General features: G+C 65.2%; 25 protein-coding genes. 17 read left to right on the top strand and 8 right to left on the bottom strand.

Going from position 1 to position 26,268, the window contains the following annotated elements:
* Nucleotides 1-7: 7 nt before the first annotated feature.
* From DX923_RS09325 to DX923_RS09315, 3 genes are all read right to left on the bottom strand, one after another.
* The gene (locus DX923_RS09325; RefSeq protein WP_116114350.1) at nucleotides 8-799 is read right to left on the bottom strand and encodes an ABC transporter permease; all 792 of its coding nucleotides are present in this window, start codon (nucleotides 797-799) and stop codon (nucleotides 8-10) included.
* Between the two features lie 2 nt (nucleotides 800-801).
* Entirely contained in the window at nucleotides 802-1,710 is a 909-nt protein-coding gene (locus tag DX923_RS09320) for an ABC transporter ATP-binding protein (protein ID WP_116114348.1), read from the bottom strand.
* 89 nt (nucleotides 1,711-1,799) lie between these two features.
* Nucleotides 1,800-3,206 (bottom strand): amidase family protein, encoded by a 1,407-nt coding sequence (locus tag DX923_RS09315; protein ID WP_116114346.1) that lies wholly within the window; start codon nucleotides 3,204-3,206, stop codon nucleotides 1,800-1,802.
* 149 nt (nucleotides 3,207-3,355) lie between these two features.
* Here DX923_RS09315 and DX923_RS09310 point away from each other — a divergent pair, with 149 nt between their 5' ends.
* From DX923_RS09310 to dapC, 7 genes are all read left to right on the top strand, one after another.
* Nucleotides 3,356-4,621 (top strand): aminotransferase class I/II-fold pyridoxal phosphate-dependent enzyme, encoded by a 1,266-nt coding sequence (locus tag DX923_RS09310; RefSeq protein WP_116114344.1) that lies wholly within the window; start codon nucleotides 3,356-3,358, stop codon nucleotides 4,619-4,621.
* Nucleotides 4,622-4,850: 229 nt separating this feature from the next.
* Entirely contained in the window at nucleotides 4,851-7,331 is a 2,481-nt protein-coding gene (locus DX923_RS09305; RefSeq protein ID WP_240322585.1) for a sodium-translocating pyrophosphatase, read from the top strand.
* 163 nt (nucleotides 7,332-7,494) lie between these two features.
* Nucleotides 7,495-8,388, top strand: coding sequence for an N-acetyl-1-D-myo-inositol-2-amino-2-deoxy-alpha-D-glucopyranoside deacetylase (gene mshB, locus DX923_RS09300; RefSeq protein ID WP_116114342.1), 894 nt, complete (start codon nucleotides 7,495-7,497; stop codon nucleotides 8,386-8,388).
* Nucleotides 8,385-8,942 carry a flavin reductase family protein gene (locus DX923_RS09295; protein WP_240322584.1) on the top strand — a complete coding sequence of 186 codons (558 nt, stop codon included), beginning with the start codon at nucleotides 8,385-8,387 and terminating at the stop codon, nucleotides 8,940-8,942. The genes mshB and DX923_RS09295 overlap by 4 nt, the downstream gene beginning before the upstream one ends.
* Complete coding sequence (locus tag DX923_RS16930; protein ID WP_116114340.1) at nucleotides 8,939-10,849, top strand: VanW family protein; 1,911 nt, start codon at nucleotides 8,939-8,941, stop codon at nucleotides 10,847-10,849. The genes DX923_RS09295 and DX923_RS16930 overlap by 4 nt, the downstream gene beginning before the upstream one ends.
* A gap of 147 nt (nucleotides 10,850-10,996) precedes the next feature.
* Nucleotides 10,997-11,317: a ferredoxin gene (fdxA, locus tag DX923_RS09285; protein ID WP_116114338.1), complete on the top strand. Its 321-nt coding sequence runs from the start codon at nucleotides 10,997-10,999 to the stop codon at nucleotides 11,315-11,317.
* A gap of 32 nt (nucleotides 11,318-11,349) precedes the next feature.
* Complete coding sequence (gene dapC / locus DX923_RS09280) at nucleotides 11,350-12,516, top strand: succinyldiaminopimelate transaminase (RefSeq protein WP_240322831.1); 1,167 nt, start codon at nucleotides 11,350-11,352, stop codon at nucleotides 12,514-12,516.
* A gap of 18 nt (nucleotides 12,517-12,534) precedes the next feature.
* Here dapC and DX923_RS09275 read toward each other — a convergent pair whose 3' ends face one another.
* Together DX923_RS09275 and dapD are read right to left on the bottom strand one after the other, a co-directional pair.
* Nucleotides 12,535-13,347 (bottom strand): hypothetical protein, encoded by an 813-nt coding sequence (locus DX923_RS09275; RefSeq protein WP_162872888.1) that lies wholly within the window; start codon nucleotides 13,345-13,347, stop codon nucleotides 12,535-12,537.
* An 82-nt stretch (nucleotides 13,348-13,429) separates the two neighbouring features.
* A complete protein-coding gene (gene dapD / locus DX923_RS09270) occupies nucleotides 13,430-14,368 on the bottom strand; it encodes a 2,3,4,5-tetrahydropyridine-2,6-dicarboxylate N-succinyltransferase (RefSeq protein WP_116114332.1) in 939 nt (312 codons plus the stop codon).
* 77 nt (nucleotides 14,369-14,445) lie between these two features.
* On the opposite strand from dapD, the gene dapE reads away from it, so the two are divergent.
* From dapE to DX923_RS09235, 7 genes are all read left to right on the top strand, one after another.
* Nucleotides 14,446-15,540 carry a succinyl-diaminopimelate desuccinylase gene (gene dapE, locus DX923_RS09265; protein WP_116114330.1) on the top strand — a complete coding sequence of 365 codons (1,095 nt, stop codon included), beginning with the start codon at nucleotides 14,446-14,448 and terminating at the stop codon, nucleotides 15,538-15,540.
* A 220-nt stretch (nucleotides 15,541-15,760) separates the two neighbouring features.
* Nucleotides 15,761-16,324 (top strand): alkyl hydroperoxide reductase subunit C, encoded by a 564-nt coding sequence (ahpC, locus tag DX923_RS09260; RefSeq protein WP_116114328.1) that lies wholly within the window; start codon nucleotides 15,761-15,763, stop codon nucleotides 16,322-16,324.
* 231 nt (nucleotides 16,325-16,555) lie between these two features.
* Complete coding sequence (gene ahpF / locus DX923_RS09255; RefSeq protein ID WP_116114326.1) at nucleotides 16,556-18,127, top strand: alkyl hydroperoxide reductase subunit F; 1,572 nt, start codon at nucleotides 16,556-16,558, stop codon at nucleotides 18,125-18,127.
* Nucleotides 18,128-18,303: 176 nt separating this feature from the next.
* Nucleotides 18,304-19,206, top strand: a complete 903-nt coding sequence (locus tag DX923_RS09250) for a LysR substrate-binding domain-containing protein (protein WP_116114324.1) — start codon at nucleotides 18,304-18,306, stop codon at nucleotides 19,204-19,206.
* A gap of 70 nt (nucleotides 19,207-19,276) precedes the next feature.
* Nucleotides 19,277-20,029 carry a TIGR00730 family Rossman fold protein gene (locus DX923_RS09245; protein ID WP_116114322.1) on the top strand — a complete coding sequence of 251 codons (753 nt, stop codon included), beginning with the start codon at nucleotides 19,277-19,279 and terminating at the stop codon, nucleotides 20,027-20,029.
* 90 nt (nucleotides 20,030-20,119) lie between these two features.
* The gene (locus DX923_RS09240) at nucleotides 20,120-20,476 is read left to right on the top strand and encodes a DivIVA domain-containing protein (RefSeq protein ID WP_116114320.1); all 357 of its coding nucleotides are present in this window, start codon (nucleotides 20,120-20,122) and stop codon (nucleotides 20,474-20,476) included.
* Nucleotides 20,473-21,774 carry a hypothetical protein gene (locus tag DX923_RS09235; protein WP_240322582.1) on the top strand — a complete coding sequence of 434 codons (1,302 nt, stop codon included), beginning with the start codon at nucleotides 20,473-20,475 and terminating at the stop codon, nucleotides 21,772-21,774. Before DX923_RS09240 ends, DX923_RS09235 begins: the two co-directional genes overlap by 4 nt.
* 12 nt (nucleotides 21,775-21,786) lie before the next feature.
* On the opposite strand, the gene DX923_RS09230 is transcribed toward DX923_RS09235, so the two are convergent.
* Nucleotides 21,787-22,506: an enoyl-CoA hydratase-related protein gene (locus DX923_RS09230; protein ID WP_430732268.1), complete on the bottom strand. Its 720-nt coding sequence runs from the start codon at nucleotides 22,504-22,506 to the stop codon at nucleotides 21,787-21,789.
* Nucleotides 22,507-22,813: 307 nt separating this feature from the next.
* Here DX923_RS09230 and DX923_RS09225 point away from each other — a divergent pair, with 307 nt between their 5' ends.
* Nucleotides 22,814-22,990, top strand: a complete 177-nt coding sequence (locus DX923_RS09225; protein ID WP_006502999.1) for a DUF3117 domain-containing protein — start codon at nucleotides 22,814-22,816, stop codon at nucleotides 22,988-22,990.
* 99 nt (nucleotides 22,991-23,089) lie between these two features.
* On the opposite strand, the gene DX923_RS09220 is transcribed toward DX923_RS09225, so the two are convergent.
* Entirely contained in the window at nucleotides 23,090-23,722 is a 633-nt protein-coding gene (locus tag DX923_RS09220; protein WP_116114316.1) for an O-methyltransferase, read from the bottom strand.
* Between the two features lie 248 nt (nucleotides 23,723-23,970).
* Here DX923_RS09220 and sigE point away from each other — a divergent pair, with 248 nt between their 5' ends.
* Both sigE and DX923_RS09210 read left to right on the top strand, forming a co-directional pair.
* Nucleotides 23,971-24,579 (top strand): RNA polymerase sigma factor SigE, encoded by a 609-nt coding sequence (sigE, locus tag DX923_RS09215; RefSeq protein ID WP_116114315.1) that lies wholly within the window; start codon nucleotides 23,971-23,973, stop codon nucleotides 24,577-24,579.
* 101 nt (nucleotides 24,580-24,680) lie between these two features.
* Nucleotides 24,681-25,052 (top strand): twin-arginine translocase TatA/TatE family subunit, encoded by a 372-nt coding sequence (locus DX923_RS09210; RefSeq protein WP_116114313.1) that lies wholly within the window; start codon nucleotides 24,681-24,683, stop codon nucleotides 25,050-25,052.
* An 82-nt stretch (nucleotides 25,053-25,134) separates the two neighbouring features.
* Here the strand turns inward: DX923_RS09210 and DX923_RS09205 are convergent, their stop codons facing one another.
* Complete coding sequence (locus DX923_RS09205; RefSeq protein WP_162872887.1) at nucleotides 25,135-26,259, bottom strand: Mrp/NBP35 family ATP-binding protein; 1,125 nt, start codon at nucleotides 26,257-26,259, stop codon at nucleotides 25,135-25,137.
* Nucleotides 26,260-26,268: the final 9 nt, after the last annotated feature.

Raw genomic sequence — 26,268 nt, 5'->3', positions numbered from 1 at the left:
GGTGCCGTCAGGGGCGGGCGGCGATGGACCTGTAACGCCATATCGCGATCCCGGTGAAAAAACTGAACCAGACCAGGACATTGAGCACGGAGACGGACTCCCAAGGAACTCCCCGAACACTGCATTCGATCATGTCATGCAGACCGTACATCGGGGTGAACGGGGAGAGCTCCTGCACGAAGTCGCTCAGCAGCGAAAGTGGGACGAGGAGGCCGCCGAGGAAGGCGAGGACGCTCGTCAACATGCCGATGATGCTGAGAACCGACTCTCCGGTGAAGCAGAAACCCGCTGCCAAGCCGAAAGCAGCGAAGAGGGAGCTGCCGCCCACCCAGGCGATGACGAACACTGTCGGAGTGACCGCCAGATCAAGCCGGGCGCCGGTGGCGAATGCTGTCACCAGCACTCCGGTGACGACGCCCAGGCTCACCACTGATGCGCTTATGAATTTTGCTGTCACATAAGAAAATCCACGCAGAGGAGTGAGTCGTAGCTGGCGATGCCATCCGATGCCACGTTCAGCGGCGACGGCACCGGCAACATTCACCGCGGCGCTCATCGACCCGAAAAGAGCCATATTCGCCGCGACCAGGCCAGCTCCATCACCCCGACCGACATCTAGATGGGCATATGCCGGACCGACACCGAACAACAGATACAGCACGACCGGCATCACGAGTGAGAACGAGAGCATCCACGGGTCGCGGAGTGCGCGGGCTGTCTCGACCCGCAGATAGGTCCAGTTGAGACGCCCCGGACGGCCCTGTTCCGACATGGCGAGAGCAGAGGTCGCTGCAAGCATCGTCACTGCTCCGTTCCGGTCAGGGTGAGGAAAGCGTCATCGAGCGAGGACGGAAGGATCTCCACATCGTGGGCATCGCAGTGGAGGAACAGATACCGGGCCAGAGCATCCGAATCGCCGGTACGCACCGTGAGCACCTGCCCGCGGCGGTCAAGTGAATGAACGAAAGGCAATGTGGCCAGGTGCGTATCGGTATCGCGGCCCACCGTGCACCGGACGGTACGGCCCAATGCCGTGGCCTTGACCTGGGCCGGGGTGCCATCGGCGATGATCCGCCCCGCCTTCATCAGAACGATGCGTCGTGCCTCTGCGTCGGCCTCGGCGAGATAGTGGGTCGCGAAGACCACGGTCCGACCCCGTTCGGCCTCGGACCTGAATACAGCCCAGAACTTCTTCCTCGCCGCGACATCAAGCCCGACAGTCGGCTCGTCGAGAACGATCAGATCGGGATCAGGCAGTAGCGCCAGAGCGAAATGCACCCGCTGTCTTTCACCCCCCGAGCACGATCCGACCTTACGCCGTAGCAACCCGTCGACCCCAGCCCGCTCGGCAACCGAACGGATCTCCCCGGCCCGGCCGTACAAGGACGCGACCATCGCGAGGGTGTCGCCGACAGTCAACTGCTTCAACAAGCCGCCGTTCTGCAAGAGCGCGCCGACCCGTCCGGACGCAGCTGCGGAAGCCGGAGAACCGCCCAGGACAGACACCGTCCCGCCGGTAGGGCGGGCAAAGCCGAGGATCATGTCCAACAGGGTGGACTTCCCGGCACCATTTGGCCCGAGCAGAGCGACGATCTCGCCGCAGGCGATCCGTAGGTCGACGCCGCGCACCGCCTCGACAGGGGTTTCTCTGCGTCGCCGGAAAGTCTTGTACAGCCCGGTCACGGTGACTGCGTCGGTGGAATTCTCCATGGGCCACAGCCTGCCCGTCAGAGCGTCTTGACACCGCTGAGATTTCGCACGGTCTGCCCGTGACGGATGTCAGGGGTGCAACCACACGGTCACAGCAACGGACCCCCGCCATCGGAAGCCGTTCTCGGCCAAGGACGTAGCCATTCCCACTGCCTGGCGATCGGGAACAACCGGGTCTCATCGCCATCGGGGGCGTAGAGCTGTACGCCGACAGGAAGTCCGTCCACCATCCCAGCAGGCAAGGACATCGCTGCATGTCCAGTCACATTCGCCAAGGTGGTGAAGGCGACGAAAGGCAGCGAACGTTGCCACGACCTCGCGGCGCCCGCCGAACCCAACTGCCCGAGCCGGGGAGGCAATGCGGCCAGAGTCGGAGTGAGCAGAAGGTCGTACTCGGCGAACTCGCGGCGGACCTCCTTCTCCAGCCTGCCTGCCGACTTGATCGCCGAGAGCCGTACCAGCGGGCGCACCCAAGCGCCGGAACGAGCGACCGCACGCGTGCGGGCCTCTGCCAGATCCGGACGATCTGCTCGGCGTAGCGCTGCCCGCATTCCCGCGTAGTAAAGGGCCATGAAGGGACCAGAGCTGTCCGGCCAATGCCCGCCCAGGTGGACCAGGCGATGCCCCGCCGCCGACAAGACATCGACCACTGCCGACAGCAGCCGACAAATGCGCGGGTCCACCGGAACCCCCGGCCAAGGAGACCGGGTGAACCACCCGATACGGAGCGACCCGGGCTCCCTGGCTGCAGCCTGCACGAAGGACTCCGCCGGATCTACTGCCGCATAGCGGTCGAGGGGGGTCTCACCTCGCAGAGCATCATGGAGCAGCGCGCTGTCGGCGACCGTACGGGTCAACACGCCGAGCGTGCCCAATGCGCCCCATAGGTCCGGCGAAGGCGACGTACTGATCCGACCACGGACCGGTTTCAGGCCGACAAGGCCGCACGCAGACGCAGGGATTCTCAGCGAGCCGCCGCCGTCCCCGCCGATCGCAGCCGGGACCATTCCGGAGGCGACCACCGCCGCTGAGCCGCCGCTGCTTCCGCCAGGCGAATGGGTCCGCAACCAGGGGTTCGCCGTGGCACCCCAGGCGCCTTCGGTGAAGGGGAAGAGACCGAACTCCGGCATCCGGGTGGTCGCCACCAGGACAGCTCCGGAACGACGTAGCCGACGGACCACCTCGGAATCGCTCTCGGCCGGGGACTCCCCGGTCAGTCCACCGCAGGTGGTGACGACACCGGCAATGGAGTTCTCGGCCTTGACCGCGACCGGCACCCCGGCCAGTGGCCCTCGTGCAGCTGCTTCCTGGGCGTCGACCGCACAGGCATCGGCGCGGGCCCGTGCGGTGAGGATCTGTTCGACGGCATTGAGGCGCTGGTCTCGCTCGCCGATCCGGACCAGCGCTGCCTCGGCGACCTCCCGGGCGGTCCATCCACCCGAACGTACTGCCCGGGAGATCTCGGTGGCATCCGGGACGTCCTGTGCGTCCGCCATCTCGGGGGTCCTCCTCCGTGCCGGTGGTGGGCCCCAGTCTCCCACCGGATGTCATCGCGTCGCCCGAACGGGGGCATCAGCTGGGGGTGCGGCTCAGAGATGAGTAGCGTTGGACCCGGTAGTGCATTCGAACCCTTGGGAGGAAGACCATGTCACAGGTTGACGTAGCAGCCCTGGCTGCGGTCGCGCAGGACGCGCGCCGTCGCTATGAGGAATATGCGACGGCCGGGCTCAAACTCGACATCACCCGAGGAAAGCCGTGCACGGACCAGCTCGATCTCTCCGAGGCACTGCTCTCCCTGCCAGGTGCGGGGGATTACTCCACCTCGGTCGAGGGCGACCTGCGCAACTACGGGGGCGTCCCGCGAGGCCTGGCCGAGCTGCGCGAGATCTTCGGCCCTCTGCTCGACATCCCGGCCGACCAGATGGTCGTGCGTGACAATGCCTCCTTGGCGCTGATGTACCAGTGCATCTCCTCCTCCTTCTTCCACGCCCTGCCTGGTGGGAGTGGACCGTGGCGCTTCGGCGAGATGACCTTCCTGGCACCGTCGCCAGGCTACGACCGCCATTTCGCGGTCTGTGACGAACTCGGCGTGAAGCTGCACACCGTCGAGATGACCGACCACGGCCCGGACATGGACGAGGTCGAGCGGCTCGTCGCTGCGGATCCCACGATCAAGGGCATCTGGTGCGTCCCTAAGTACAGCAACCCGACCGGTGTCACCTATTCGGAGGAGACGGTGCGCCGGCTGGCCTCGATGCCGACAGCGGCCGACGACTTCCGGATCTACTGGGACAATGCTTATGCGATCCACCACCTCAGCGACGAGCACGATCATTTGACACCGATCATTCAGGCCTGTGCAGACGTAGGTAATCCCGACCGGGCATTCGTCTTCGGGTCGACGTCGAAGGTGACTTTCGCTGGCTCTGGAATCTCGTTCTTCGGGTCGTCCCCGGCGAATGTCAGCTGGTTCCTCGCTCGGGACGAGATGCGGGCCATCGGCCCGGACAAGATCAACCAGCTCCGACACCTGCGTTTCTTCCAGAATGCTGACGGGGTCATCGCACACATGAAGAAGCACCAGGAGATCCTGGCTCCGAAGTTCGACATCGTGGACAAAGCGCTCGCCGAGGACCTGTCGGCTCTGGGCGTGGCCACCTGGACCGAACCCCGCGGAGGCTACTTCGTCAGCCTGGACGTCCTCCCCGGGACCGCCGCCCGCGTCGTTGCGCTCGCGAAGGAAGCCGGCGTGGCGCTCACCCCGGCCGGCTCCACCTTCCCCGGCGGGGTCGATCCTCAGGACACCAATATCCGGATCGCGCCGAGCTTCCCCACCGTCGAAGACCTCACTGCGGCGATGAAGGTGCTGACCACCTGCGTGATCGTCGCCGCTGCCGAGAAGGTGCTGTGACGACACGCTGAGGGGTCCTGCCGTCGGGCCGGAGATCGTTTTCAACGACTCGGCCTGACGGCAGGCTCTTTTTTCATGCCGTTCCTCCGAGGGAAAAGTGCCGCTCATCTTTCAATGACAGGGCAATGCGGCCAAGCCGGGTATCGTGCAGAAATTCACATGATGCAGAGGGGGCATGATGTTCCAGGCGACAATGGCGTCGACTATTTCTTTCGGGGCGGAAAGCTCGATGATCATCGGTGTCGTGGCGGTGATGGCCGCTGCTTCGTTGATCGTGGGTGCAGTTTTTCGAGGGCAAGTCCTCAAATGTGATACCGGAACGGAACGTATGGGCGAGATCGCCCGTGCCGTCCAAGAAGGTGCTTCTGCTTATCTGAATCGTCAGATGCGCACCTTGGCCGGTTTCGTCGTCCTGGTGTTTGCCCTGTTGTTCCTGCTTCCGGCGGATGACTGGTCGATCAGAGCCGGACGCAGCGTCTTCTTCGTCATCGGGGCCGGTTTCTCCGCTGCGATCGGGTATCTGGGAATGACCTTGGCCGTGCAGGCCAATGTCCGGGTCGCCGCTGCCGCCCGCGACGGTGAACGTGCACCGGGTTTCCGGATCGCCGTGCGCACCGGAGGAGCGGTAGGGATGGCCACCGTCGGGCTGGGGCTGCTCGGTGCGGCGCTGGTGGTGCTGCTTTACCGGACCCAGGCGCCTGCTGTCCTGGAAGGTTTCGGCTTCGGCGCGGCGCTGCTGGCGATGTTCATGCGGGTCGGCGGAGGGATCTTCACCAAGGCCGCCGATGTCGGTGCCGACCTGGTCGGGAAGGTCGAACAGGGTATTCCGGAGGACGACCCCCGCAACGCCGCGACCATCGCCGACAACGTCGGTGACAATGTGGGCGACTGTGCCGGTATGGCCGCTGACCTCTTCGAGAGCTACGCGGTGACCTTGGTGGCTGCCCTCATCCTGGGACGGGCGGCTTTCGGCGAGCAGGGCCTGGTCTTCCCCTTGATGGTCCCCGCGATCGGGGCCTTGACCGCGGTGTTGGGAGTGCTGGCGACGCGTTCCCGGCCGGGGGAGAACGGACTGACCGCCATCAACCGGGGTTTCCTGATCGCAGCATCGGTGTCCGCGGTCACCTGCGGCATCGCCGCCTATGTGTATCTGCCGGGCAGTTTCAGCGAGCTGGCGGGAGTCTCGGCCGAGGTTGCCGTGCTGGGAAGGGACCCACGACTGGTGTCCTTCCTGGCGGTCCTGCTGGGCATCGTCCTGGCGGCGGTGATCCTGGCGATCACCGGCCACTTCACCGGCACCCAGAGCGAACCCACCCGGAATGTCGCCCGGACCTCGGTGACCGGACCGGCCACTGTGGTCCTCGCCGGGATCGGGGTCGGTCTGGAGTCCGCGGTGTACACCGCAGCGATCATCGGGATCGCGGTCTACGCGGCCTATCTGCTCGGCGGCGGATCGATCGTGGTCTCCCTCTTCCTGATCGCGCTGGCCGGATGCGGCCTGCTCACCACCGTCGGGGTCATCGTCGCGATGGACACCTTCGGTCCGGTCAGCGACAACGCCCAGGGCATCGCCGAGATGTCCGGGGATGTCGACGAGGCCGGGGCTCGAGTGCTGACCGACCTCGACGCCGTGGGTAATACGACGAAGGCCATCACCAAGGGCATCGCCATCGCGACTGCGGTGCTGGCAGCCACTGCACTCTTCGGCTCCTACAACGACGCAGTGATCACCGCGCTGCGGGCCTCCGGGGTGGAGACCGTCGGCAGCCTCGCGGCGTATTCGGTGGTCGAGCCGCCGACACTGGTCGGGCTGATGGCCGGTGCCGCTGTAGTTTTCCTGTTCTCCGGGTTGGCGATCGACGCGGTGACCCGGGCGGCCGGGGCGATCGTGCTGGAGGTACGTCGTCAGTTCCGGGAGCATCCGGGGATCATGGCCGGTACCGAGAAACCGGAGTACGGGCGAGTGGTGGACATCTGCACCCGGGACTCCCTGCGGGAGCTGACCACTCCGGGGCTGCTGGCAGCGCTGTCCCCGGTGGTGATCGGTTTTTCGCTGGGCTTCGGTGCCCTGGCCGGCTTCTTGGCCGGAGCGATCGGTGCGGGCGTGCTGATGGCGGTCTTCCTGGCGAATGCCGGCGGAGCCTGGGACAATGCCAAGAAGATCGTGGAAGACGGCGCACACGGCGGCAAGGGGTCGGATGCCCATGCGGCCACTGTGATCGGGGACACCGTGGGCGACCCCTTCAAGGACACCGCCGGGCCGGCGATCAACCCGCTGCTCAAGGTGATGAACCTGGTGGCCGTGCTCATCGCTCCGGCGGTGGTCCAGCTGTCGACCGGACCGGACATCTCACCCTGGTGGCGTTTCGCCATCGCGGCGGCGGCCGCTTTCGTGGTGATTCTGGCGGTTGACCGGTCACGCTTCCGGGCAACCCACAATTTGCCGCAGGTCGAGAGCGCAGTCGACGAGATCGGACCGAATGTCCCACCGGCGCACCCGGTCCACGACCGGCCACTGTTGCAGCCGCGGGTGCCCCACCTGCCGCATCCCAGACAAGGGCACCGCGGATTCCAGAGCGGCAGATCCGTCTCGGCCGGTGCCTCGTCGAAGGGTCGGACCGTGATCGACGGTCCTTCCGGACCCACTGATTTCCCGGCGCCACCGCACGAACGTCCCGGGACGCCGTCAGATCGGGGCCAGAGGGACTGAACCCGCAGATGCGGGGTCGTGCCCACCGGCCGTGTCGACTTCCTTCTCCGGACGACGCATCGACTGCGGGACGGGGCCAGGAGGGGCGAACGGTTTGCCCAGGAAGCGTGTAAGGGCGAGGGCGTGGGCGGATCGGGCACGATCCCGCTACCGTGGTGAGATCATGAGCGAACAGACCCGGCGCACGCTCCTCTTCGTGCATGCCCATCCCGACGACGAGACTCTCGCCACCGGCGTCACCCTGGCCCAACGTGTGATCGACGGAGACGATGTCCACGTCCTGACCTGTACCTTGGGCGACGAGGGTGAGGTCATCCCCCCTGACCTGGCCCATCTCACCGCCGACAAGGAGGGCGGGCTGGAAGCCCGTCGGCGGGTCGAACTCAGGGCGGCGATGGACAAGCTGGGCGTCATCGAACACGTCCTGGGGGAATCGGTCCTCGGACCTGGGCGAGCCAAATACCGTGACTCGGGGATGGCCGGCAGCCCGTCGATGGAACACCCTCGGGCACTGTGCCGGGCGCCCCTTCCTGAAGTGTCCGCTGCCGTCGCCGACCACCTTCGGGCGCTGCGTCCCCAGGTGGTCGTGACCTACGACCCACACGGAGGGTACTCCCATCCGGACCACGTCCGGGTCTACGAGGCGACCTGCGCTGCGGTCACCACTCTGCCACCGAAGGAACGCCCGGCGTTGTGGGCCGTCGTGGTCCGCCGCAGCCAGGCCAGCGCAGATCGTGCCTGGGTCGCGAAACACACTCCCACGGATGCTGGTCTGATCGTTCCCGGATCTCGAGAAGCATTTCCGCCAGGAGTGGTGGACGATGGACTGGTGGCTTGGGACGTACGCGGCAGCACCGAGGCGCTGCGCAGACGCAATGAGGCGCTGCGCTGCCATGAGACGCAGGTCCGTGTCGGGCAAGGCTGGTACGCCCTGTCGAATGACATCGCCGCTCGGCTGAGCGATATCGAGTCGTTCACGCCACTGGACGCCGGAACCGGGGCCTTCCTGGCCCGGGCCGGGTTGGACGAGGACGTCGACCCACGGATGGCGCCATGAACGGTGCTGGTCTGATGCCAGGACCCAGCGGCGTCCAGCCACCGATCGAGAGCAGCGACGGTCCTGCTTTCGTCGATGTCGGTCTTTTCCGACGTGTCTTCGGTCGCTTCGCCACGGGCGTCACCGTCGTCACCACCCGATGCGCTGGTCACGAGCACGCGATCACGGCGAATTCGGTGACCTCGGTGTCCTTGGAACCCTTGCAGATCTTGGTGTGTGTGCATCAGGACTCGCGGTTCCACGACGCCATCCTTTCCTCCGGGGTGTGGGGGGTCAGCGTGCTGGCCGATCACTCCCGGGCAGTAGCCGACTGGTTGGCTTCTCCCGGGAGGCCTTTGGCCGGGCAACTCGACCGGATCCCGCACCACGCGGGGGAGTCCACCGGGGTTCCTCTGCTGACGAACGCCCTGGCCCATCTGGAGTGCCGAACCACCGCGACCCATCCGGCCGGGGACCACACCATCGTGGTGGGCGAGGTCGTTTCCCTGTCCGCTCCGGACGATCCGGATGAGGCACTGGTCTTCTATCGCGGGGAATATCGGAGCTTGAGATGACTGAAGGCCGTCGACCCAGCCCCGACGCCCAGGAGCCACTGCCTGAGCGGGAAGCGGTCGGCGGCCCCGCACAGACGCCTGTGGCCGCGAACACCCCGGTCGAGACGCCAAGCGCCGGCACAGCTCGAATCACCCCGGACCCGTCAGAGATGACGAAGGGAGGCCGACCACGTTTTCCTGCTCGGGGTCCGGTCGCTTTCTTCACCGAACGACGGCTCCGCCCCCGTGAGGACGGACAGGAGGACCCGCTGAGGCCATGGATGAAAGTAGTGGCCTGGGTCTCCATCGCTGTAGCAGCCCTGAGCGCCGCCTACGTACTGCTGGCCTGGTATGCCGGACGTGATGTGCCGGACCGGGTCTCCGCAGGAGGCATCGAGATCGGAGGCCTGGACCCGGAGAGTGCTCGGCAACGGATCGAGAGCGCATCCCCCCGATGGGAGCGTCGGCCGTTGAGCGTACGGCTGGCGGACCAGACGGTGATGCTTTCACCGCGGCAGTCCGGCGTCCGTATCGACAGCATCGCGACGGTTTCTCAGGTCACCGGACTTCAGCTGAATCCCACGACCGTATGGCGACGACTGCGGGGCGGCTTCGACGTCCCGGTGCGTTCAAGCGTCGATCAAGCGGTGCTGCGAACTGCTTTGGCCTCGGCCGCAGCCCAGGTGGAACGGCCGGTGAAGGAAGGATCGGTGACCTTTCCTGCCGCCGCAGTCGTCGCTGATCGTCCGGTGGCGGGACGAACGGTGGATTTCGCGGCGACGGCGCGCGCGGTAGAGGAACGGTGGCCGCAGGCCCCTGCGGTGCGTGGAGTGGTGCAGGAGCAGGCGCCCCGGGTGCCGGTGGAGGTGTTCGACCAGGCGGTGGAGGCGGTGGCGCGTAAGGCTGTGGCCGGGCCGGTGGAGGTGGTGGCTGCGGGGGGAACGGTCACGGTGCAACCGGTGCAGTTCGCACCGGCGTTGAGCATGGCCGAGGAGGGCGGTGCGCTGTCCTTGAAGGTGGGGGAAAAGGAGATCGTGGATATTCTGCGGTCGGTCGGTCCGGCTCTGGAACGTCCGCCGGTGAATGCGACGGTCCGGGTGGATGGGCTACGTCCCGTGGTGGTGCCGGAACGGGCGGGTTCGCAGATCGAGGGTCTTTCCGCGGTGGCCGAGATCACGAAGGCGTTGACGGGGTCGCCGCGTCGAGCCGAGGTGAAGTCGGTGCCCTTGGCTCCCACGTTGACCGCGGGGGAGGTCTCCGGTTATCGGATTTCTTCGGAGATCGGCCGGGCATCGGTGCGTTTCTCCGCTGATACGGAGAGCGGGAAGCTGGCCAATGCGGGGCAGGCCGTGAAGTTGTTGGACGGTACGGTACTCGCTCCGGGCAAGCCGTTCTCGTTCAATGCGACGGTGGGCGCTCGGACAGCAGATCGAGGTTTTGTCGCGACGGCCGGGACGCTTCCGGGCATCGGCAAACAGGACGACGGTGGAGTCGGGCAGGTGGCTTCGGCGGTCCACGAGGCGGCTTTTCGCGCGGGGTTGCTGATGGGACCGCGGACGGCGTTCTCCTCCTATGTGCCGGGGCTGTCCGCTGGTTTGGACGCCAGGGTCGGCTCGGACGGCCCGGACGTCTCGTTCTCCGCGGACGCGGCGGGCGGCGTGTTGGTCACCGCTCGGACGAGTGGAACCTCGGTCGATGTCGTCTTATGGGGTCCTCCGGACACCGAGACGACGGTGACGGCATTACGGCCGACGAAGGTGACGCGGCCGGAGGCTGTCCGGGACCGTTCTGCGGGATGCCGGGCGAGGGCTCTACAGCCCGGTTTCGACATCACGGTGCGGCGGGTGCTGATGGTGCAGGGGCGGGAGGAACGTCGTGACGAGATCTTCACGCGTTATGCGCCGGTGCCTGCGGTGACCTGCGGCTGATCTTTCCTGGTGGAAGGATTCGCCGATGAGGTCTTGCAAGAGTATTTGTGACGAATCGGTGTTTCCTGATCACGGGCCCGTTCCACAACAGGGCCCTTGGGGGGGATACTGTGTCTGGCGTCATACCAGTTCAGGAGGACCTATCCCATGACGTACGTCATCGCTCAGCCTTGCGTCGATATCAAGGACAAGGCTTGCATCGAGGAATGTCCCGTCGACTGCATCTACGAGGGCGAACGTTCGCTGTATATCCACCCGGACGAATGCGTGGACTGCGGGGCCTGTGAACCCGTATGCCCGACCGAAGCGATCTTCTACGAGGACGACGTCCCGGACGAGTGGACCGACTACACCGGTGCGAACGCCGAGTTCTTCGACGACCTCGGCAGCCCTGGTGGTGCGGCTAAGCTCGGAAAGATCGGCAAGGACCACCCGCTGATCTCGGCTCTGCCCCCTCAGGGCGAGTGAGCGCGGCATCGCAGCGGGCGGGCGGGAAGACCTTGGGTGGTCTCTCGCCCGCTCAGCGCTTCGGTCTACCTGATTTCCCGTGGGACACGCTTGCTCCTGCCAAACGGCAGGCGTCAGCGCACCCTGAGGGCATCGTCGACCTGTCGATGGGAACCCCGGTCGACCCCACTCCGGAGGTGATCCGGAGGGCTCTGGCCGAGGCTGCTGACGCGCACGGGTATCCACAGACGCATGGCACTGCTGCCTTGCGGGCAGCGGTCGTGGAATGGTTCGAGCGGCGCCGGGGGGTGGCTGGGCTCGATCCGGCAGGTGTGCTGCCCACGATCGGGAGCAAGGAGATGGTGGCCTGGCTGCCGACGCTGCTGGGGCTCGGACCTGGTGATGCTGTCGCCTTCCCGTCGATTGCTTATCCGACCTATGACGTGGGTGCCCGTTTGGCCGGGGCGACGCCTTTCCCTTTCGACGGGGTCGCTGAGCTCGGGCCGGCAGAGGCTGCTGACGCTCCCTCGTTGATCTGGGTGAACAGCCCGGGTAATCCCACTGGAAAAGTGACCGGTGTCGAAGAGCTGGCTGAGATGGTGGCCTGGGCTCGGCGTCGGGGTGCAGTCGTGGTCGGCGATGAGTGTTACGCCGAGCTCGACTGGAGGGAAGACCTGCCTGATGCGGTCGTGGGTGCGCCGACGGCGGTGCCGAGCCTGCTCGACCCTCGGGTCTGCGGCGGTGACCACACCGGGCTGTTGGTGTGCTATTCGCTGAGCAAACAAAGCAACTTGGGTGGTTATCGGGCTGCTTTTGTCGCTGGCGACCGAGCTCTGGTCGCAGGACTGCTGGAGGTGCGCCGTCACTCAGGGATGATGATGCCTTCTCCGGTCCAGGAAGCGATGCGGGTCGCCTTGTCCGATGACACCCATGTGGCTGAGCAGCGGGAACGCTATGCGTTGCGTCGTTCGGTGCTTCTACCTGCTCTGCTCGAAGCGGGTTTCGAGATCGAGGCTTCCGAAGCCGGGCTGTACTTCTGGGTCACGCGTGGCGAGGACTGCTGGAAGACGGTGGACTTTCTCGCCGGGATGGGCGTCTTGGCAGCGCCGGGGTCCTTCTACGGTGCAGGTGGGTCGCAGCATGTGCGGATCGCCCTGACGGCTACCGACGAGCGGATCGCTGCTGCGGCTTCTCGACTCGTCGGCTCCGTCAGGACTTGACCGTGGGTGCTCTGGCAGTCAGCGCTTGATCATGGTGATCCGGACAGCGTTCTCCGAGGCCGGATCACCATGATCAGACCAGGCCGGAGCATCCGAGGACGCCTCTCGTTTCCAGATCTTCTTGCCGAGCCTGACTTCGGAGATCCCGAATTCGTCGGCTCCTGCCAGCGCCCAGGTAGCTGCTGTGCCGGCAGCCCGTTTGCTTCCTGGCTCGAGGACCAAGGCGTTGTTCTTGATCTGAGCGCGGAGCCCGGTCTCCCGCAGGAGCTGTTTCTGGACGTCGTCGGCTGATGCTCCGGTTTCGGCTTTGCCCAGCGAACAGGTCATGCTGAGCGGGCGGACACCGGTGAGTGGGGCGGCATAGGCCTCTGCCGGGGTCTCATGCTGTGCATAAGCATTGGGAAACCCGCTGAGCTGCACTTTCTGGGCTGCTTTGGTCAGGGGCATTTCTTGCCAGCCGGGGACTTTGACCAGGCCGTCGTAGAACTTGTCGGTGGAGTAGACGGGGTCGCGGATCTGGGCGATGGTTCCCCACCCCTGGCTGGGCCGCTGTTGAAAAAGTCCGACGGAGTCTCTGTCGCCTCCGGTGAGATTGCGTAATTTCGATTCCTGCATCGCGGTGGCGATAGCGATGGTGGCTGCTCTGGGGGGCATCTGGCGGCGGCTGGCGGCGGCTGAGATCGTCGAGGCATGTCGGGCTTGTTCGGTAGTCAGGTCGAACTCGGCGCCTCGCTGGTTGGTGAAGGTGCATCGGGGCGGCCCGATGAATCCACTGTCCAGCAGGTGGTAGACGAAGACCCCGCCGGTGGCAGTCAGCACAAGGACACCCATCCCTGCGATGAACCGGTGACGGCGGGACCGGCGGGAGGGCCGCTGCGGTTCAGCGACCCCCCAGCCGGGAGACCCCCAGGAGTCAGTCGTTCGCATGTAGTGCGGAGTTCAGCTGGATGCCGTGACCATTCCGGGAACGGACCTCCACGGTGCCGGAGACGGAATTGCGGATGAACAACAGCCCGGACTGGCCGGAGAGCTCACGGGCTTTGACGATGCGACCGTCGGACAAGGTGACCTTCGTGCCTGCGGTCACGTAGAGACCGGCTTCGACGACGCAGTCGTCGCCCAGTGCGATACCCAACCCTGATTCAGCGCCCAGCAGGCAACGTTTCCCGATGCGGACGCGTTGGGTTCCTCCGCCGGAGAGTGTGCCCATGGTGGAGGCGCCGCCACCGATGTCGGAGCCGTCCTCGACGACTACGCCTTGGCTGATGCGACCTTCGACCATGGAATGCCCGAGAGTGCCTGCGTTGAAGTTGATGAAGCCTTCATGCATGACGGTCGTGCCTTCGGCGAGGTAAGCGCCCAGGCGGACCCGGTCGGCATCGGCGATGCGGACCCCGGTGGGTAGTACGTAGTCGACCATGCGGGGGAATTTGTCGACACCGTAGACGGCTACCGGCCCGTCGGCGCGCAGCCGAGCGCGGGTCGTCTCGAAGCCCTCGGGGGAGCAGGGGCCGGCCGAGGTCCAGACGACATTCGGAAGTTTTCCGAAAATACCCTCCAGGTTGATGCTGTTCGGCTCGACCAAGCGGTGGGAGATGAGGTGCAGCCGCAAGTAGGCGTCGGAGGTGTCGGCCGGGGGTGTGTCCAGGTCGATACGGGTCTGAACGACGGTGGTGTGCACCCCGCGTCGGGGGTCGGTCTTCTCCAGGGCGGCGAGTTCTACCGGTGCAGCGTGAGGGCTGTCCTCGGGTGCTTCACCGAGCTCGGGTGCGGGGTACCAGGTGTCGAGGATCGTGCCTGATTCTGTAGTGGTCGCGAGGCCCCAGCCCCACGCGGCGCGCTGCGTAGTCATGACGCCCAAGCGTAGAGGAGTTGTCTGCACTCGCGCTGAGGCTTGATCAGTGCGGACATCGGGCTAGGTTGACCGGTATGACAGATCTGGATCTTGAAGTCGATGTGGTGGATCTGACCGCTGCGATCTGCGATATCGCTTCTGTCAGTGGCCAGGAGGGGCCTTTGGCGGATGCGGTGGAGGTGGCACTGCGCAAGTACGACCATCTTGTGGTGACCCGGTCGGGGAATGTGGTGGTGGCGCGCACGGAGGCAGGGCGGGCAGAACGGGTGATCTTGGCAGGACATCTGGACACGGTGCCCTTGACCGATCCGCCCAATCTGCCGACCCGGATCTGTGCGGATGAGGAGGGCGCCCCGCAGATGTGGGGCCGGGGGACCGTCGACATGAAGGGCGGGGTCGCGGTGCAGCTGCGTGTGGCCGCTACGCTCATCGAGCCGAATCGGGATGTCACTTATATCTTCTACGACTGTGAGGAAGTGGAGTCGGAGCGGAACGGCTTGAGGAGAATGGCGCTGACGCACCCGGATCTGTTGAAGGCAGATTTTGCAGTGTTGTTGGAGCCGACGTGTGCCGAGGTCGAAGGTGGGTGCAAGGGAACGCTTCGGGTGCGGCTGACCGCTTCGGGAGTCGCTGCGCACTCGGGGCGCCCATGGACGGGGGAGAACGCGGTGCACAAGTTGGCTCCGGCGTTGTCCTTCCTGTCGTCCTACGAGGCCCGGACGGTGGAGGTGGACGGTCTGATCTATCGGGAGGGGCTGTCTGCGGTGGGTATTTCCGGCGGCTCGGGGAACAATGTGATTCCCGATGAGGCGTCTTTGTTGGTGAATTACCGTTTCGCGCCCGATCTGTCGGGAGAGCAAGCGGTGGCCCACCTTCGGGAGTGTTTCCCGGAGTATGCCTTGGACGTGGTCGACTTGGCCGAGGGTGCTCGCCCTGGGCTGGATCGTCCGGTGGCGCAGGCTTTCGTGGAGGCCCTGGGAGTGCGGGTCTCGGCGAAGCAGGGGTGGACGGACGTCGCGCGGTTCTCGGCGCTGGGGGTTCCTGCGGTGAACTTCGGTCCGGGCGATCCGCTGTTGGCTCATAAGGATGATGAGCGAGTTCCGCTGTCCCAGTTGAGAACTGCTGAATCCTCCTTGGTTCGCTGGTTGGGTGGGGATCAGGAGGGGTGATGGGTAGGTCCCCGTTGACCGCTCGTCGAGTCGAGAGATCCGTGAGGGCATGGATCGGTCGTCATGGGGGAAAGATTGCGGTGTGCAAGGTTGCGGATCATAGCTTTCCCCTATGGTCCGTATCCACACAAACGATCGATGCTGCCTAGCATTTGCGTTTCTTTCGATATAAAGTTCTTATCGAAAGCTCACCCGAGACCACGAAGGAGCAGCACTACCCATGTCGCTCATGAACACCCAGATCCTGCCGTTCAAGACCACTGCCTACAAGGCCGGTGAATTCGTCGAGGTCTCCGACGCCGACGTCAAGGGCAAGTGGGCCATCTTCTTCTTCTACCCGGCCGACTTCACCTTCGTCTGCCCCACCGAGCTGGGCGACCTGGCCGACCACTACGAAGAGCTGCAGAAGCTCGGCGTCGAGGTCTACTCGGTCTCCACCGACACCCACTTCGTGCACAAGGCGTGGGCCGACACCACCGAGACCATCGGCAAGATCAAGTACTACATGCTCGGTGACGCCAACGGTGAGATCACCAACAACTTCCAGAACATGCGCCCGGGCGCAGGCCTGGCCGACCGCGCCACCTTCCTGGTCGACCCCGAGGGCATCATCCAGTACATCGAGACCACCGCCGAGGGCATCGGTCGCGAGGCCGACGCGCTCATGCGCAAGGTCAAGGCCGCCCAGTACGTCGCCGCACACCCGGGCGAGGTCTGCCCGGCCAAGTGGCAGGAGGGTGAGACCACCCTCAAGCCCTCGATCGACCTCGTCGGCAAGATCTGACCCGAGAGCTTCCCACCGGCCCTCGTGGCCACCTGCCGCGGCGAGCGTCCCGACGCAACGCTCGCCGCGGCCACCTACGCCTCGTCATCCGCCCTGTCGGGCCGGGTCCTTCCCGGAACCTCACGACGACTGACGATCGCATCACCTGACCACCTACCTTTCACCGCTGCGGATACCCGCCGACGGGCGATGACCCCTGCCCGCGCACCGCCGTCCCGACCGAGGAGAGTCATGCTGGACAAGGACCTGCAGGATCAACTGAAGACCTACCTGGAGATGGTGAAAGAGCCCATCGAACTGGTCGCCACACTCGGCGAAGGACCCAAGTCGGCGGACCTACGCGCCATGCTCGAGGAGATCGCTGCGCTCTCCGACAAGGTCACTGCTCGGTACGACGGCACCGACCTGCGCCACCCCAGCTTCGACATCGTCCGTGCCGGAACGGACATCAAGGTGACCTTCGCAGGCCTTCCGCTGGGGCACGAGTTCACCTCCCTGGTGCTGGCCCTGCTGCACGTTGGCGGCCACACCATCAAAGAGGACGCGGACACCATCGCTGCCATCGAATCCCTCGAAGGCACCTACGAGTTCACGACCTACATGTCCCTCGAGTGCCAGAACTGCCCGGCCGTGGTCCAGGCATTGAACACGATGGCCGTGCTCAACCCCAACATCCGGCACACCGCCGTCGAGGGGTCGCTCTTCCAGGACGAGGTCACCGAGAAGAACATCCTCGCCGTGCCCGCGATCTACCTCAACGGCGAACTCTTCGGCCAGGGGCGCATGGACGCCGCTCAGATCGTCGCCAAGCTCGACTCCGGTGCTGCTGAACGAGCCGCCGCCAAACTCAACGAGAAGGAGCCCTTCGAGGTCCTCGTCGTCGGAGGTGGCCCTGCCGGAGCTTCGGCCGCGGTGTACACCGCGCGCAAGGGCATCCGTACCGGACTCGTCGCCGAACGTTTCGGCGGACAGGTCCTGGACACGATGGCGATCGAGAACTTCGTCTCGGTGCCCTACACCGAAGGGCCCACTTTCGCAGCCAACCTCGAACAGCACGTCACCCAGTACGAGGTCGACCTCGTCAAGGGGCCAGTTGCGACGAAGCTGATCCCCGCCAGTGAGACCGGCGGTCTGCACACCGTCGAATTCGGCACCGGCGCCTTGAAAGCCAAGACCGTTGTCCTGGCCACCGGCGCACGCTGGCGTCACATGGGCGTCCCCGGCGAAGAGGAGTACCGCAACAAGGGCGTCACCTTCTGCCCGCACTGCGACGGCCCCCTGTTCAAGGGCAAGCGGATCGCTGTCATCGGCGGGGGCAACTCCGGGATCGAAGCTGCTATCGACCTGGCCGGAGTCGTCGGCCATGTCACCGTCATCGAGTTCCTCGACGTTCTGCGCGCCGATGAAGTGCTGGTCGAGAAGCTCAAGAGCCTGCCCAATGTCGACATCATCATGAGCGCCCGGACGACCGAGGTCCTGGGCGACGGCACCCAGGTCACCGGACTCACCTACGAGGACCGCACGACCGGGGAGACCCGCACCCTGGACCTGCAGGGCATCTTCGTGCAGATCGGCCTGCTCCCCAACACCGAATGGCTCAAGGACGCTGTGGAACTGTCCGAGCGTGGTGAGATCGTCACCGACGTCCGTGGCGCGACCAATGTTCCTGGAATCTTCGGCGCAGGTGACTGCACCACCGTCCCGTACAAGCAGATTCTCATCGCGGAGGGGACCGGAGCCACCGCCGCCTTGTCGGCCTTCGACCACCTCATCCGCACGAGCTCACCTGCCGCTCAGAGCTGAGTATCGCGCCAACACCTGCGGTGGCAGCCGGTTCTGGCCCCGGCTGCCACCGTATGCAGACTCGGTCCACTCCCCGGAGAGGGTCGACCCACCCCGCCGATCGGTCGTACAGCTGCCAGGGAGATGCTGAGGGGTACGGCCGGACGGCGGGACGCACTAGCTGAGGAGACGGACGAATGAACCTGCGGGACCTGGAGTATTTGGTGGCCTTGGCCGACCACAGGCACTTCGGCCGTGCAGCCGCATCCTGCTTCGTCAGCCAGCCGACCTTGTCCACCCAGATCAAGAAACTGGAATCAGAGCTGGGAACCCCGCTGGTCGAGCGAGGCGCGCGCAATGTACTTCTCACCCCGGCCGGACATGAGGTCGTCGTTCGAGCTCGTCATCTCCTCGACGAGGTCGACCAGATTCGCAGGATCGCCCGTGCCGTGGCTGACCCGGAGTCCGGCACCCTGCGCATCGGTTTCTTCCCGACGATTGCTCCGTATCTCCTGCCCCACGTCATCCCGGCTCTGCACGAACGTTTTCCTCGCCTCGACCTGCAGCTGGTGGAGGAGAAATCCAACGAACTGGTCACTCGGCTGCGGGCCGGATCTCTCGACGCGGCGGTGCTGGCACTCCCTCTGCACGAGGAGTCCTTGGCCTGGGAGCCGCTTTTCCGAGAGGATTTCCTCCTGGCGGTGCCCTACGGTCACGCCGTGGCCGAATATGCCGAGCCCCTGTCGCCAGCCGTTCTCGCCGGGCAGGAACTTCTCCTGCTCGAGGACGGACATTGCTTGCGGGACCAGGCGCTCGATGTCTGCTCCCGATCCGGGGGGCAGGAGCGGGACGGTTTCCGGGCGACCAGCCTGGAGACCCTCCGGCACATGGTCGCCACCGGAGCAGGTATGACCCTGCTGCCGGAACTGGCCGTCAGCCCGCCGGTGGCTGATCACGCCGGGATCGTCGTCAAACGGATGGCCTCACCCGCACCTCACCGGGACATCGCGTTGGTGCGCCGAGCCAGCCATGTGGACGTCGCGCTGCTCAAGGGCGTTGCTGAGGTCCTGAGGGATCTGCCTTATGTGACGTCGCTCTGAACCTGACCTTTCGGAGACGCGGAGGACAGAACGCCGGTTTCGCCCATCGACACAGAGTTACCGTGAGTAGATGGGCAACGAAGAGGTGTACCAACGCGGCTCGGTGATCCTGCGAGGTCATCAGATTCCGGATGTCACGGCGGACCAGCGTCTGCTCGATTCCGCGAACCGCTCCGACTGGCTACACGCCGACCCCTGGCGGGTGCTGCGCATCCAGGCGGAATTCGTCGAAGGTTTCGGCAGCCTGGCTGAACTGGGCGCAGCGGTCAGTGTCTTCGGCTCAGCTCGTACCCACCCTGAAGACCCGGTGTATCGAACTGGGGTGGAGCTGGGACGAGCCTTGGTGGAAGCCGGATATGCCGTCATCACCGGCGGGGGACCAGGCGCCATGGAAGCGGCGAATGCCGGTGCATCCCAGGCAGGAGGAATATCTGTCGGTCTGGGTATCGAGTTGCCCTTCGAGCACGGTCTGAACGACTTCGTGAACCTCGGGGTCAACTTCCGATACTTCTTCACCCGCAAGACGATGTTCGTCAAATACTCCCAGGGGTTCGTCGTCCTTCCCGGCGGGATGGGCACCTTGGACGAACTTTTCGAGGCGGTGACCCTGGTACAGACCCGCAAGGTGACATCTTTTCCGATCGTTCTGCTGGGTAGTGACTACTGGGGCGGCATGTTGGATTGGCTGCGAGAAGTGGCCGTCCCGGCCGGGACGATGTCCGCAGGTGACGTCGACCTGCTGCATCTCACCGACGATGTGGACAAAGCCGTACGGATCATTCGGTCCAGTGGTGACACCGAGCCCCGCCGACACCCTGAATGATCGACCGTCCCGGCAGGACGCCGACGTGAGCACTCCGATGAGGCGTGCTTTCCTCCAGAGGGCTTCGGACATGGCACCATCGAGGGCGTGATGGTGCTCCTCAGCGTTCTCGTCGTGCTGCTCGCCGGTGCTGTCGCCGCACTCGCCGCCGGGCGGATAGGTACCGGGATGAGCGTGGCCGCGGACGGCCCTGTCCGGGCCAGTGGACATGATCCCTACGAAGGGGTCGAGACCCTGCGTTCCGAGGATCTCGACCGCCTCTTCCTGGACCGCGCGCTACGGGGCTATCGAATGGACCAGGTCGATGTCGTCCTGGACCGTCTGGCCGTCGAACTGGCCGATCGTGACCAGCTGATCGACCGCTTGCAGGCCAGGATCGAAGAGCTCGAAGCGGCAGGTTCGGGTGGATCCGATCCACTGCCCAGCACCACGGACTCCCCGGCGTGACAACAGCCAAGGCCCTCTCCCGGCCCCTGGACGTGCTGGGCCGGTGGTTCGGAGAACGTGATCCTTTCATCGTTAACGTGCTGTCGATCTACATCGCTGCACGGACTTTCAGCGCTGTGCTGCTGGTGATCCTGACGCGGTATCAAGCAGCCGTGGCCTGGACCGGTCCAGAGGTGAACTACGGCACCATCGTCGGGCTGTGGGACGCCGGGTGGTATCAGGAGATCGCGACGAAGGGGTATCCGGTTACCCTGCCGCGTGATCCGGTCACCGGGGAACTCCAACAGAACCCCTGGGCGTTCTATCCGCTTTTTCCGATGATGACCAAGCTGTTGATGGCCCTGAGCGGAGCGCCTTTTCCGATCACTGGGGCCGTGCTGGCCTTCGTCCTGGGCGGTGCGGCAGCGGTAGCGATGGCGCTGTTGCTGCGGGATCGGCTGGGTAGGAGTGCGGCGACGGCGGCGGTGGCTGTCTGGGCGACATGTGCGCCTTCGCCGGTGCTCCAGGTCGCGTACACCGAGAGCCTGGCAATCCTGTTGCTCGTTCTGGTCCTACGGCATCTGGACCGGGAACGATGGTGGTGGGCCGCCGGAACCGCTTTTATGACCGGGTTGGCCCGGCCGATCGCAGTCCCGTTGGGACTGGTCGCCTTGGTGGCTGTCGTGATCCGCTGGCGTGCCAGGAGAGCACGGCCGATCTCCCGGCAGGAGTACCTCGGCATGCTGGGGGCACTGGGCGGGTGCGGACTGGCCGGGTTGACCTGGCCGATGATCGCGTGGTGGGGGACCAGTATCCGGAGCGCTTACACCGACACGATGGCGACCTGGCGGCAGGGGCAGGACATCGTTCCTCTGGAGCCCTGGGTGGGGATCTCGCATTATGTTTTCGGGGAAGCCGGCCCCGTGGCCTTGATCGCCCTGGTGGTGCTCGTCGTCGGGGTCGCAGCCGGTCCGTGGGCATCCCGGCTGGGTCCGGTCATGCGGGCCTGGATTCTGGCTTATCCGCTCTACCTGGCGTTGGTCCTGGACCCGGGCACCAGCGTCTTCCGATACCTATTGCCTTGTTTTCCCTGGGCGGCGATCGCCGTGGACGCGGCATGGCGTTCTCGGCGTAGGAAGAAGATCGAGGAGAAAACGGAATACGTTGATGAGAGGGAACCTGCAGACGCGGTGGAATTCCCCGGCCGGGTGAAGTTGTGGTCCCTGGCCACTGGCTGGGTCGTCTTCGGATTGACGACCCAGTGGTGGTGGCTCTACGAGCTGTGGCGTTTCGTCCCACCCAGCGATTTCCCGCCGTGACACGCCCGACGGTCAGCGGCCGGTGAATTCCGGATTTTCCTTGGCGAGGAAGGCCTCCACCGCTGAGCGATGATCGGCTGAGCGTCCGGTGGAACGCATCTGCTCGGCTTCGAAGGCCAAGGACGCTGATAGATCGTGCCCCTGGGCGAAGGCCAGTGAACGTCGCATGGCTCCATAGGAGCGGGTCGGGCCGTTCGCCAAGGTGCGCGCGGTCCTCGTAGCAACCGCTTCCAGCTCGTCACCGGCGACGACACTGGTCGCCAACCCCAGAGCGAGACATTCCTCGGCAGGCAACGTACGGGGGAAGTACAGCAACTCGTGAGCTCTGGCCGGGCCCACCAGCCGGGGGAGCCAGAAAGAGGTACCGGAATCGCAGGAGAGTGCGATTCCGGCGAAGGCCAGGTTCACTCCGGCCTCGGCCGAGAAGATCCGCAGATCACAGGCCATGACGAAGGCGGCTCCTGCACCGGCGGCGACCCCGTTGACTGCGGCGATCACCGGTTTGTCCATCGTGGCGATCAGTTCTGCGACCGGGTTGTAGTGGGCGGTCACCGTGGCGGCCAACTCGTCAGAGCCTGAGGCGAGCCCGACGACATGCTCCTTCAGATCCTGTCCTACGCAGAAGGCTCGCCCTGAGCCGGTGAGGAGCACACAACGTATGTCCGGATCCTGGGCGACCTGACGCAAAATCTTCAGAAGTGATTCCTTTGTCGCCAGATCGATCGCATTCATTGCCTCCGGGCGATTGAAGCGCACAGTGGCAACTCCGTCCGTACAATTCACGGTCGCTGCAGGGTTCTGCGGGTTCTCCTTGACCACGGCCAAGCTCCTTCGCTCGGGGAAGCCTCGTCAAACGTCTGGAAACACAGATGAATTCCGCCCCCGATTTCGCAAGACTGCCGTGACAAGAGATAATGACAAGGACAGGTGTGCGTCATCGGCGTAGGGGCGTCGACCGTGTCGCCTCGAAGGCAGCGTACGGGGTCCACAGCGCCGAGATGCCAGAGCAGCACACCGCAATTCGACGAAAGGGGCAGACATGGCCGCGATGAAGCCGCGCACCGGTGACGGGCCGCTCGAGGTCACCAAGGAGGGGCGCGCGATCATCGTGCGCATGCCGATCGAAGGTGGCGGACGCTTGGTCGTCGAGATGACCCCCGACGAGGCAGCCGACCTCGGACGCGCCATCCAGGGGTGCGAGAACGTCCCCATGTGACGAGGTGAAAAGAGGTCAGGGCTGTGGTCACCGCAGCCCGAGGCAGTGAGCAGGGGCTACGTCCAATGGGCGTGGCCCCTAGGCTTTATATGGCGAAGATCACCGTTTCACTGCCACGAAGAGACCATCACCGACCGGCAAAAGCGTCGGCATCAATCGCTCGTCGTCACGTAAACGTTTTCCCAGATCGCGGACAATCGTCGTCACCTCATCGCGGTCTGCGGGATCAGCGACCTTGTCATGCCAGAGCATGTTGTCGATGGCCAGCACCCCGCCTTTCCGAAGAATACGAATGGACTGCTCGACATACTCCGGGTAATCCGCTTTCTCTCCGTCGACATGCACCATGTCGTAAGCGCCGTCGGTGAGCCGGGGCAGAACATCCAAAGCATCCCCGGTGATCACCCGGGTGCGTTGTGGAGGAACCCCGGCCTGGAGGAAAGCCTGCTTCGCGGCCCTACCGTGCTCAGCCTCGATGTCGATGGTGGTGAGCACGCCGTCAGCGGGCATCCCCTCCAGGATCCACAGACCGGAGACCCCCGCTCCCGAGCCGATCTCCACGATCGCGCGGGCATGACAGGCCGCGGCCAGCAACCGCAGGGCGGCTCCGGTTCCCGGAAGAACCGGTGGCGCCCCCAGCTGTTCCCCGCGTGCGCGCGCGTTTTCCTGGGCTATGGTCTCGCCGACGAAGTCCTCGCTGTAAGCCCAGGAAGCCACCTTTTGCGCGCTCATGGCGATCAGCCTAGTTGCCCCGGCCCGATCTGCCGTCGCGGTGGCGGCCGGCCTGGCCTGTCACCGTCACCGAGCAGGTGCTGCCGGAACCCCTACGATCAGCGGTGTTCTGGTCTTTTCAGGCCTCTGAACTGGGGGAGAACGTCCTGGCATCGTTCAGCGCTTTCACAGACAGAGCGGGCACCATGTGACCAGACGGCGCCGATGCACCTGGTGGCGCCACCATCCCCGAACCCAAGGATTGACCCGTGAAGGCACCCGTCACTGTCGACTCCGCTGACGCTGCGGGGTGGGTCGCGCCGACCTGGGAAGAGGTCGTGCGGGAGCACTCGTCTCGCGTTTACCGCCTCGCCTACCGTCTCACCGGTAACCCCCATGACGCCGAGGACCTGACCCACGACGTGTTCGTACGCGTCTTCCGCTCCTTGGACAGTTACCAGCCAGGTACCTTCGAGGGCTGGCTGCACCGCATCACCACGAACCTTTTCCTGGACCGGATGCGCCGCAAGCAACGTATCCGGTTCGACGCCCTTGCCGAGGAATCGGCCGCCAGGCTGCCCAGCCGTGAGGCCGGACCGGAACAGCGTTACGAAGAGCGCACCTTCGACGACGACGTGCAGCGCGCGCTGGATGCCATGGCTCCGGAGTTCCGTGCAGCTGTCGTGCTCTGCGATATCGAAGGGCTCTCCTACGAGGAGGTCGCTGCTGCCCTGGGGATCAAGCTCGGTACCGTGCGCTCGCGGATCCACCGCGGTCGTTCCCAGCTGCGTCAAGCGCTGGCGCACCGGGCGCCGACCTCAAAGCGTTCCCGGGCGACTCGGGTCCCGATGCTGCGTTCGGCCGCCAGCCCGGCCTGATCCGTCCGGGTCGGTGGCCGTCCACTCCCAGGGCTGGTTCATGGCAGGATGAGGTCGGCCGCCAGCACGGGCGGCCGTTTCGGACGATGAGGAGGCCTGCGGTGTTGTTGGACATCAACGGCTGGGAGTTCATCTTCATCGTTGTTCTCGCCCTGGTTCTGATCGGCCCGGAGCGCTTGCCCGAGTATGCCTCTCGTCTGAAGAACTTTGTTCGTGGGGTGAAGGAGACTGCTGAAGGGGCGAAGCAGCAGCTCCGGGAGCAGGTCGGTCCTGAGTTCGACTCCGTCGACTGGAAGGCCTACGACCCCCGACAGTACGATCCGCGCAAGATCGTTCGGGATGCGCTCCTGGAGGACGCGGGGAGTACCTCTGCGGCAGAGGCGGCTTCTCCGGCCGCCGCTGCGATGGCCTATCCGTCGCCGATCGTCTATGACCCGGCCTTGCCTACCCCGTACGACGACGAGGCCACCTGAGCGCGGCACCAGAGACCGAAGGCGAAGGCCCCGAACGGATCATCGTTCGGGGCCTTCGCCATTGCTCTCAAGGGGTTCTCGGTCAGAAGGTGACACCCAGACGGCGTCCAGCCAGTCCGCGACCTCGTGACGCCAGCTGGCGGGCCACCTCTCGCAGTGCTGCGCCTGCAGGAGAGTTCTCCGGGTCGAGCACTGCGGGGACACCGGCGTCGGCGCCCTCACGCAGCGCCGGGTCGAGAGGCACCTGGCCCAGCAGCGGAACAGTGGCGCCGCTGATGGTGCTCAACGAGTCTGCGACAGCCTGCCCGCCACCGGTACCGAAGATCTCCTGGCGGGATCCGTCCGGCATCTCCAGCCAGGACATGTTCTCGATGACGCCGATCAGCCGTTGGTGGGTCTGGGTGGAGATCGATCCGGCGCGCTCGGCGACCTCTGCAGCAGCCTGCTGAGGGGTGGTGACCACGATGATTTCCGAGCCCGGGATGAGCTGTGCGATCGAAATGGCCACGTCACCGGTGCCCGGGGGAAGGTCCAGCAGCAGGATGTCCAGATCGCCCCAGTAAACATCGGCGAGAAACTGCTGCAGGGCCCGGTGCAGCATCGGGCCGCGCCAGACGACCGGCTGGTTGTCCGGAACGAACATGCCCACGGAGATGACCTTCACGCCATGTGCTTTGGGGGGCATGATCATGTTCTCGACCTGTGCTGGCTGTTGGTCGACCCCCAGCATGCGGGGGATGGAGAAGCCGTAGATATCGGCGTCGACGACACCCACCTTCAGGCCCTCGGCGGCCAATGCGGCCGCGAGATTCGCCGTGATGGAGGATTTTCCGACTCCGCCCTTCCCGGAAGCGATCGCGTAGACACGGGTGAGCGAGTCGGTGCGGGCGAAACGAATCTCCCGTTCGGCGGCACCGCCACGTAAGGATTTACGCAGGTTGGTGCGTTGCTCATCGGTCATCACACCGAGGACGACCTCGACCTCGGTGACCCCTTCGACGCTTTTCAAGGCAGCAGTGACATCTGCCGTGATCTTGTCGCGGAGAGGACATCCCGCGACGGTCAGGAGCACCTCGACCCGGACGGAACCGTCGTCGTCGGCGCTGAGGGATTGCACCATCTCCAGCTCGGTGATGGGTCGGTGGATCTCGGGATCCTCGACCGTGGCCAGAGCTGCGAGAAGAGCTTCATGGGACGGGGCTGACATGCCGCCCAC

The sequence above is a fragment of the Austwickia chelonae genome, assembly GCF_003391095.1.
Taxonomy (GTDB): domain Bacteria; phylum Actinomycetota; class Actinomycetes; order Actinomycetales; family Dermatophilaceae; genus Austwickia; species Austwickia chelonae_A.
The sequence above is the reverse complement of the archived record's forward strand: the minus strand, read 5'-3'. Positions and strand labels throughout refer to the sequence as shown.

Bases quoted from the DNA above. Each gene is read 5' to 3' on its own strand.
- DX923_RS09305 (WP_240322585.1), top strand. From the start codon at position 4,851: ATGATCATCGGTGTCGTGGCGGTGATGGCCGCTGCTTCGTTGATCGTG.
- DX923_RS09320 (WP_116114348.1), bottom strand. From the start codon at position 1,710: ATGGAGAATTCCACCGACGCAGTCACCGTGACCGGGCTGTACAAGACT.
- mshB (WP_116114342.1), top strand. From the start codon at position 7,495: ATGAGCGAACAGACCCGGCGCACGCTCCTCTTCGTGCATGCCCATCCC.
- DX923_RS09230 (WP_430732268.1), bottom strand. From the start codon at position 22,506: ATGAATGCGATCGATCTGGCGACAAAGGAATCACTTCTGAAGATTTTG.
- DX923_RS09310 (WP_116114344.1), top strand. From the start codon at position 3,356: ATGTCACAGGTTGACGTAGCAGCCCTGGCTGCGGTCGCGCAGGACGCG.
- DX923_RS09225 (WP_006502999.1), top strand. From the start codon at position 22,814: ATGGCCGCGATGAAGCCGCGCACCGGTGACGGGCCGCTCGAGGTCACC.
- DX923_RS09275 (WP_162872888.1), bottom strand. From the start codon at position 13,347: ATGGGTGTCCTTGTGCTGACTGCCACCGGCGGGGTCTTCGTCTACCAC.
- DX923_RS09240 (WP_116114320.1), top strand. From the start codon at position 20,120: ATGGTGCTCCTCAGCGTTCTCGTCGTGCTGCTCGCCGGTGCTGTCGCC.
- DX923_RS09250 (WP_116114324.1), top strand. From the start codon at position 18,304: ATGAACCTGCGGGACCTGGAGTATTTGGTGGCCTTGGCCGACCACAGG.
- dapD (WP_116114332.1), bottom strand. From the start codon at position 14,368: ATGACTACGCAGCGCGCCGCGTGGGGCTGGGGCCTCGCGACCACTACA.
- DX923_RS16930 (WP_116114340.1), top strand. From the start codon at position 8,939: ATGACTGAAGGCCGTCGACCCAGCCCCGACGCCCAGGAGCCACTGCCT.
- DX923_RS09295 (WP_240322584.1), top strand. From the start codon at position 8,385: ATGAACGGTGCTGGTCTGATGCCAGGACCCAGCGGCGTCCAGCCACCG.
- DX923_RS09245 (WP_116114322.1), top strand. From the start codon at position 19,277: ATGGGCAACGAAGAGGTGTACCAACGCGGCTCGGTGATCCTGCGAGGT.
- DX923_RS09220 (WP_116114316.1), bottom strand. From the start codon at position 23,722: ATGAGCGCGCAAAAGGTGGCTTCCTGGGCTTACAGCGAGGACTTCGTC.
- dapE (WP_116114330.1), top strand. From the start codon at position 14,446: ATGACAGATCTGGATCTTGAAGTCGATGTGGTGGATCTGACCGCTGCG.
- ahpF (WP_116114326.1), top strand. From the start codon at position 16,556: ATGCTGGACAAGGACCTGCAGGATCAACTGAAGACCTACCTGGAGATG.
- fdxA (WP_116114338.1), top strand. From the start codon at position 10,997: ATGACGTACGTCATCGCTCAGCCTTGCGTCGATATCAAGGACAAGGCT.
- DX923_RS09325 (WP_116114350.1), bottom strand. From the start codon at position 799: ATGCTTGCAGCGACCTCTGCTCTCGCCATGTCGGAACAGGGCCGTCCG.
- ahpC (WP_116114328.1), top strand. From the start codon at position 15,761: ATGTCGCTCATGAACACCCAGATCCTGCCGTTCAAGACCACTGCCTAC.
- DX923_RS09315 (WP_116114346.1), bottom strand. From the start codon at position 3,206: ATGGCGGACGCACAGGACGTCCCGGATGCCACCGAGATCTCCCGGGCA.
- DX923_RS09205 (WP_162872887.1), bottom strand. From the start codon at position 26,259: ATGTCAGCCCCGTCCCATGAAGCTCTTCTCGCAGCTCTGGCCACGGTC.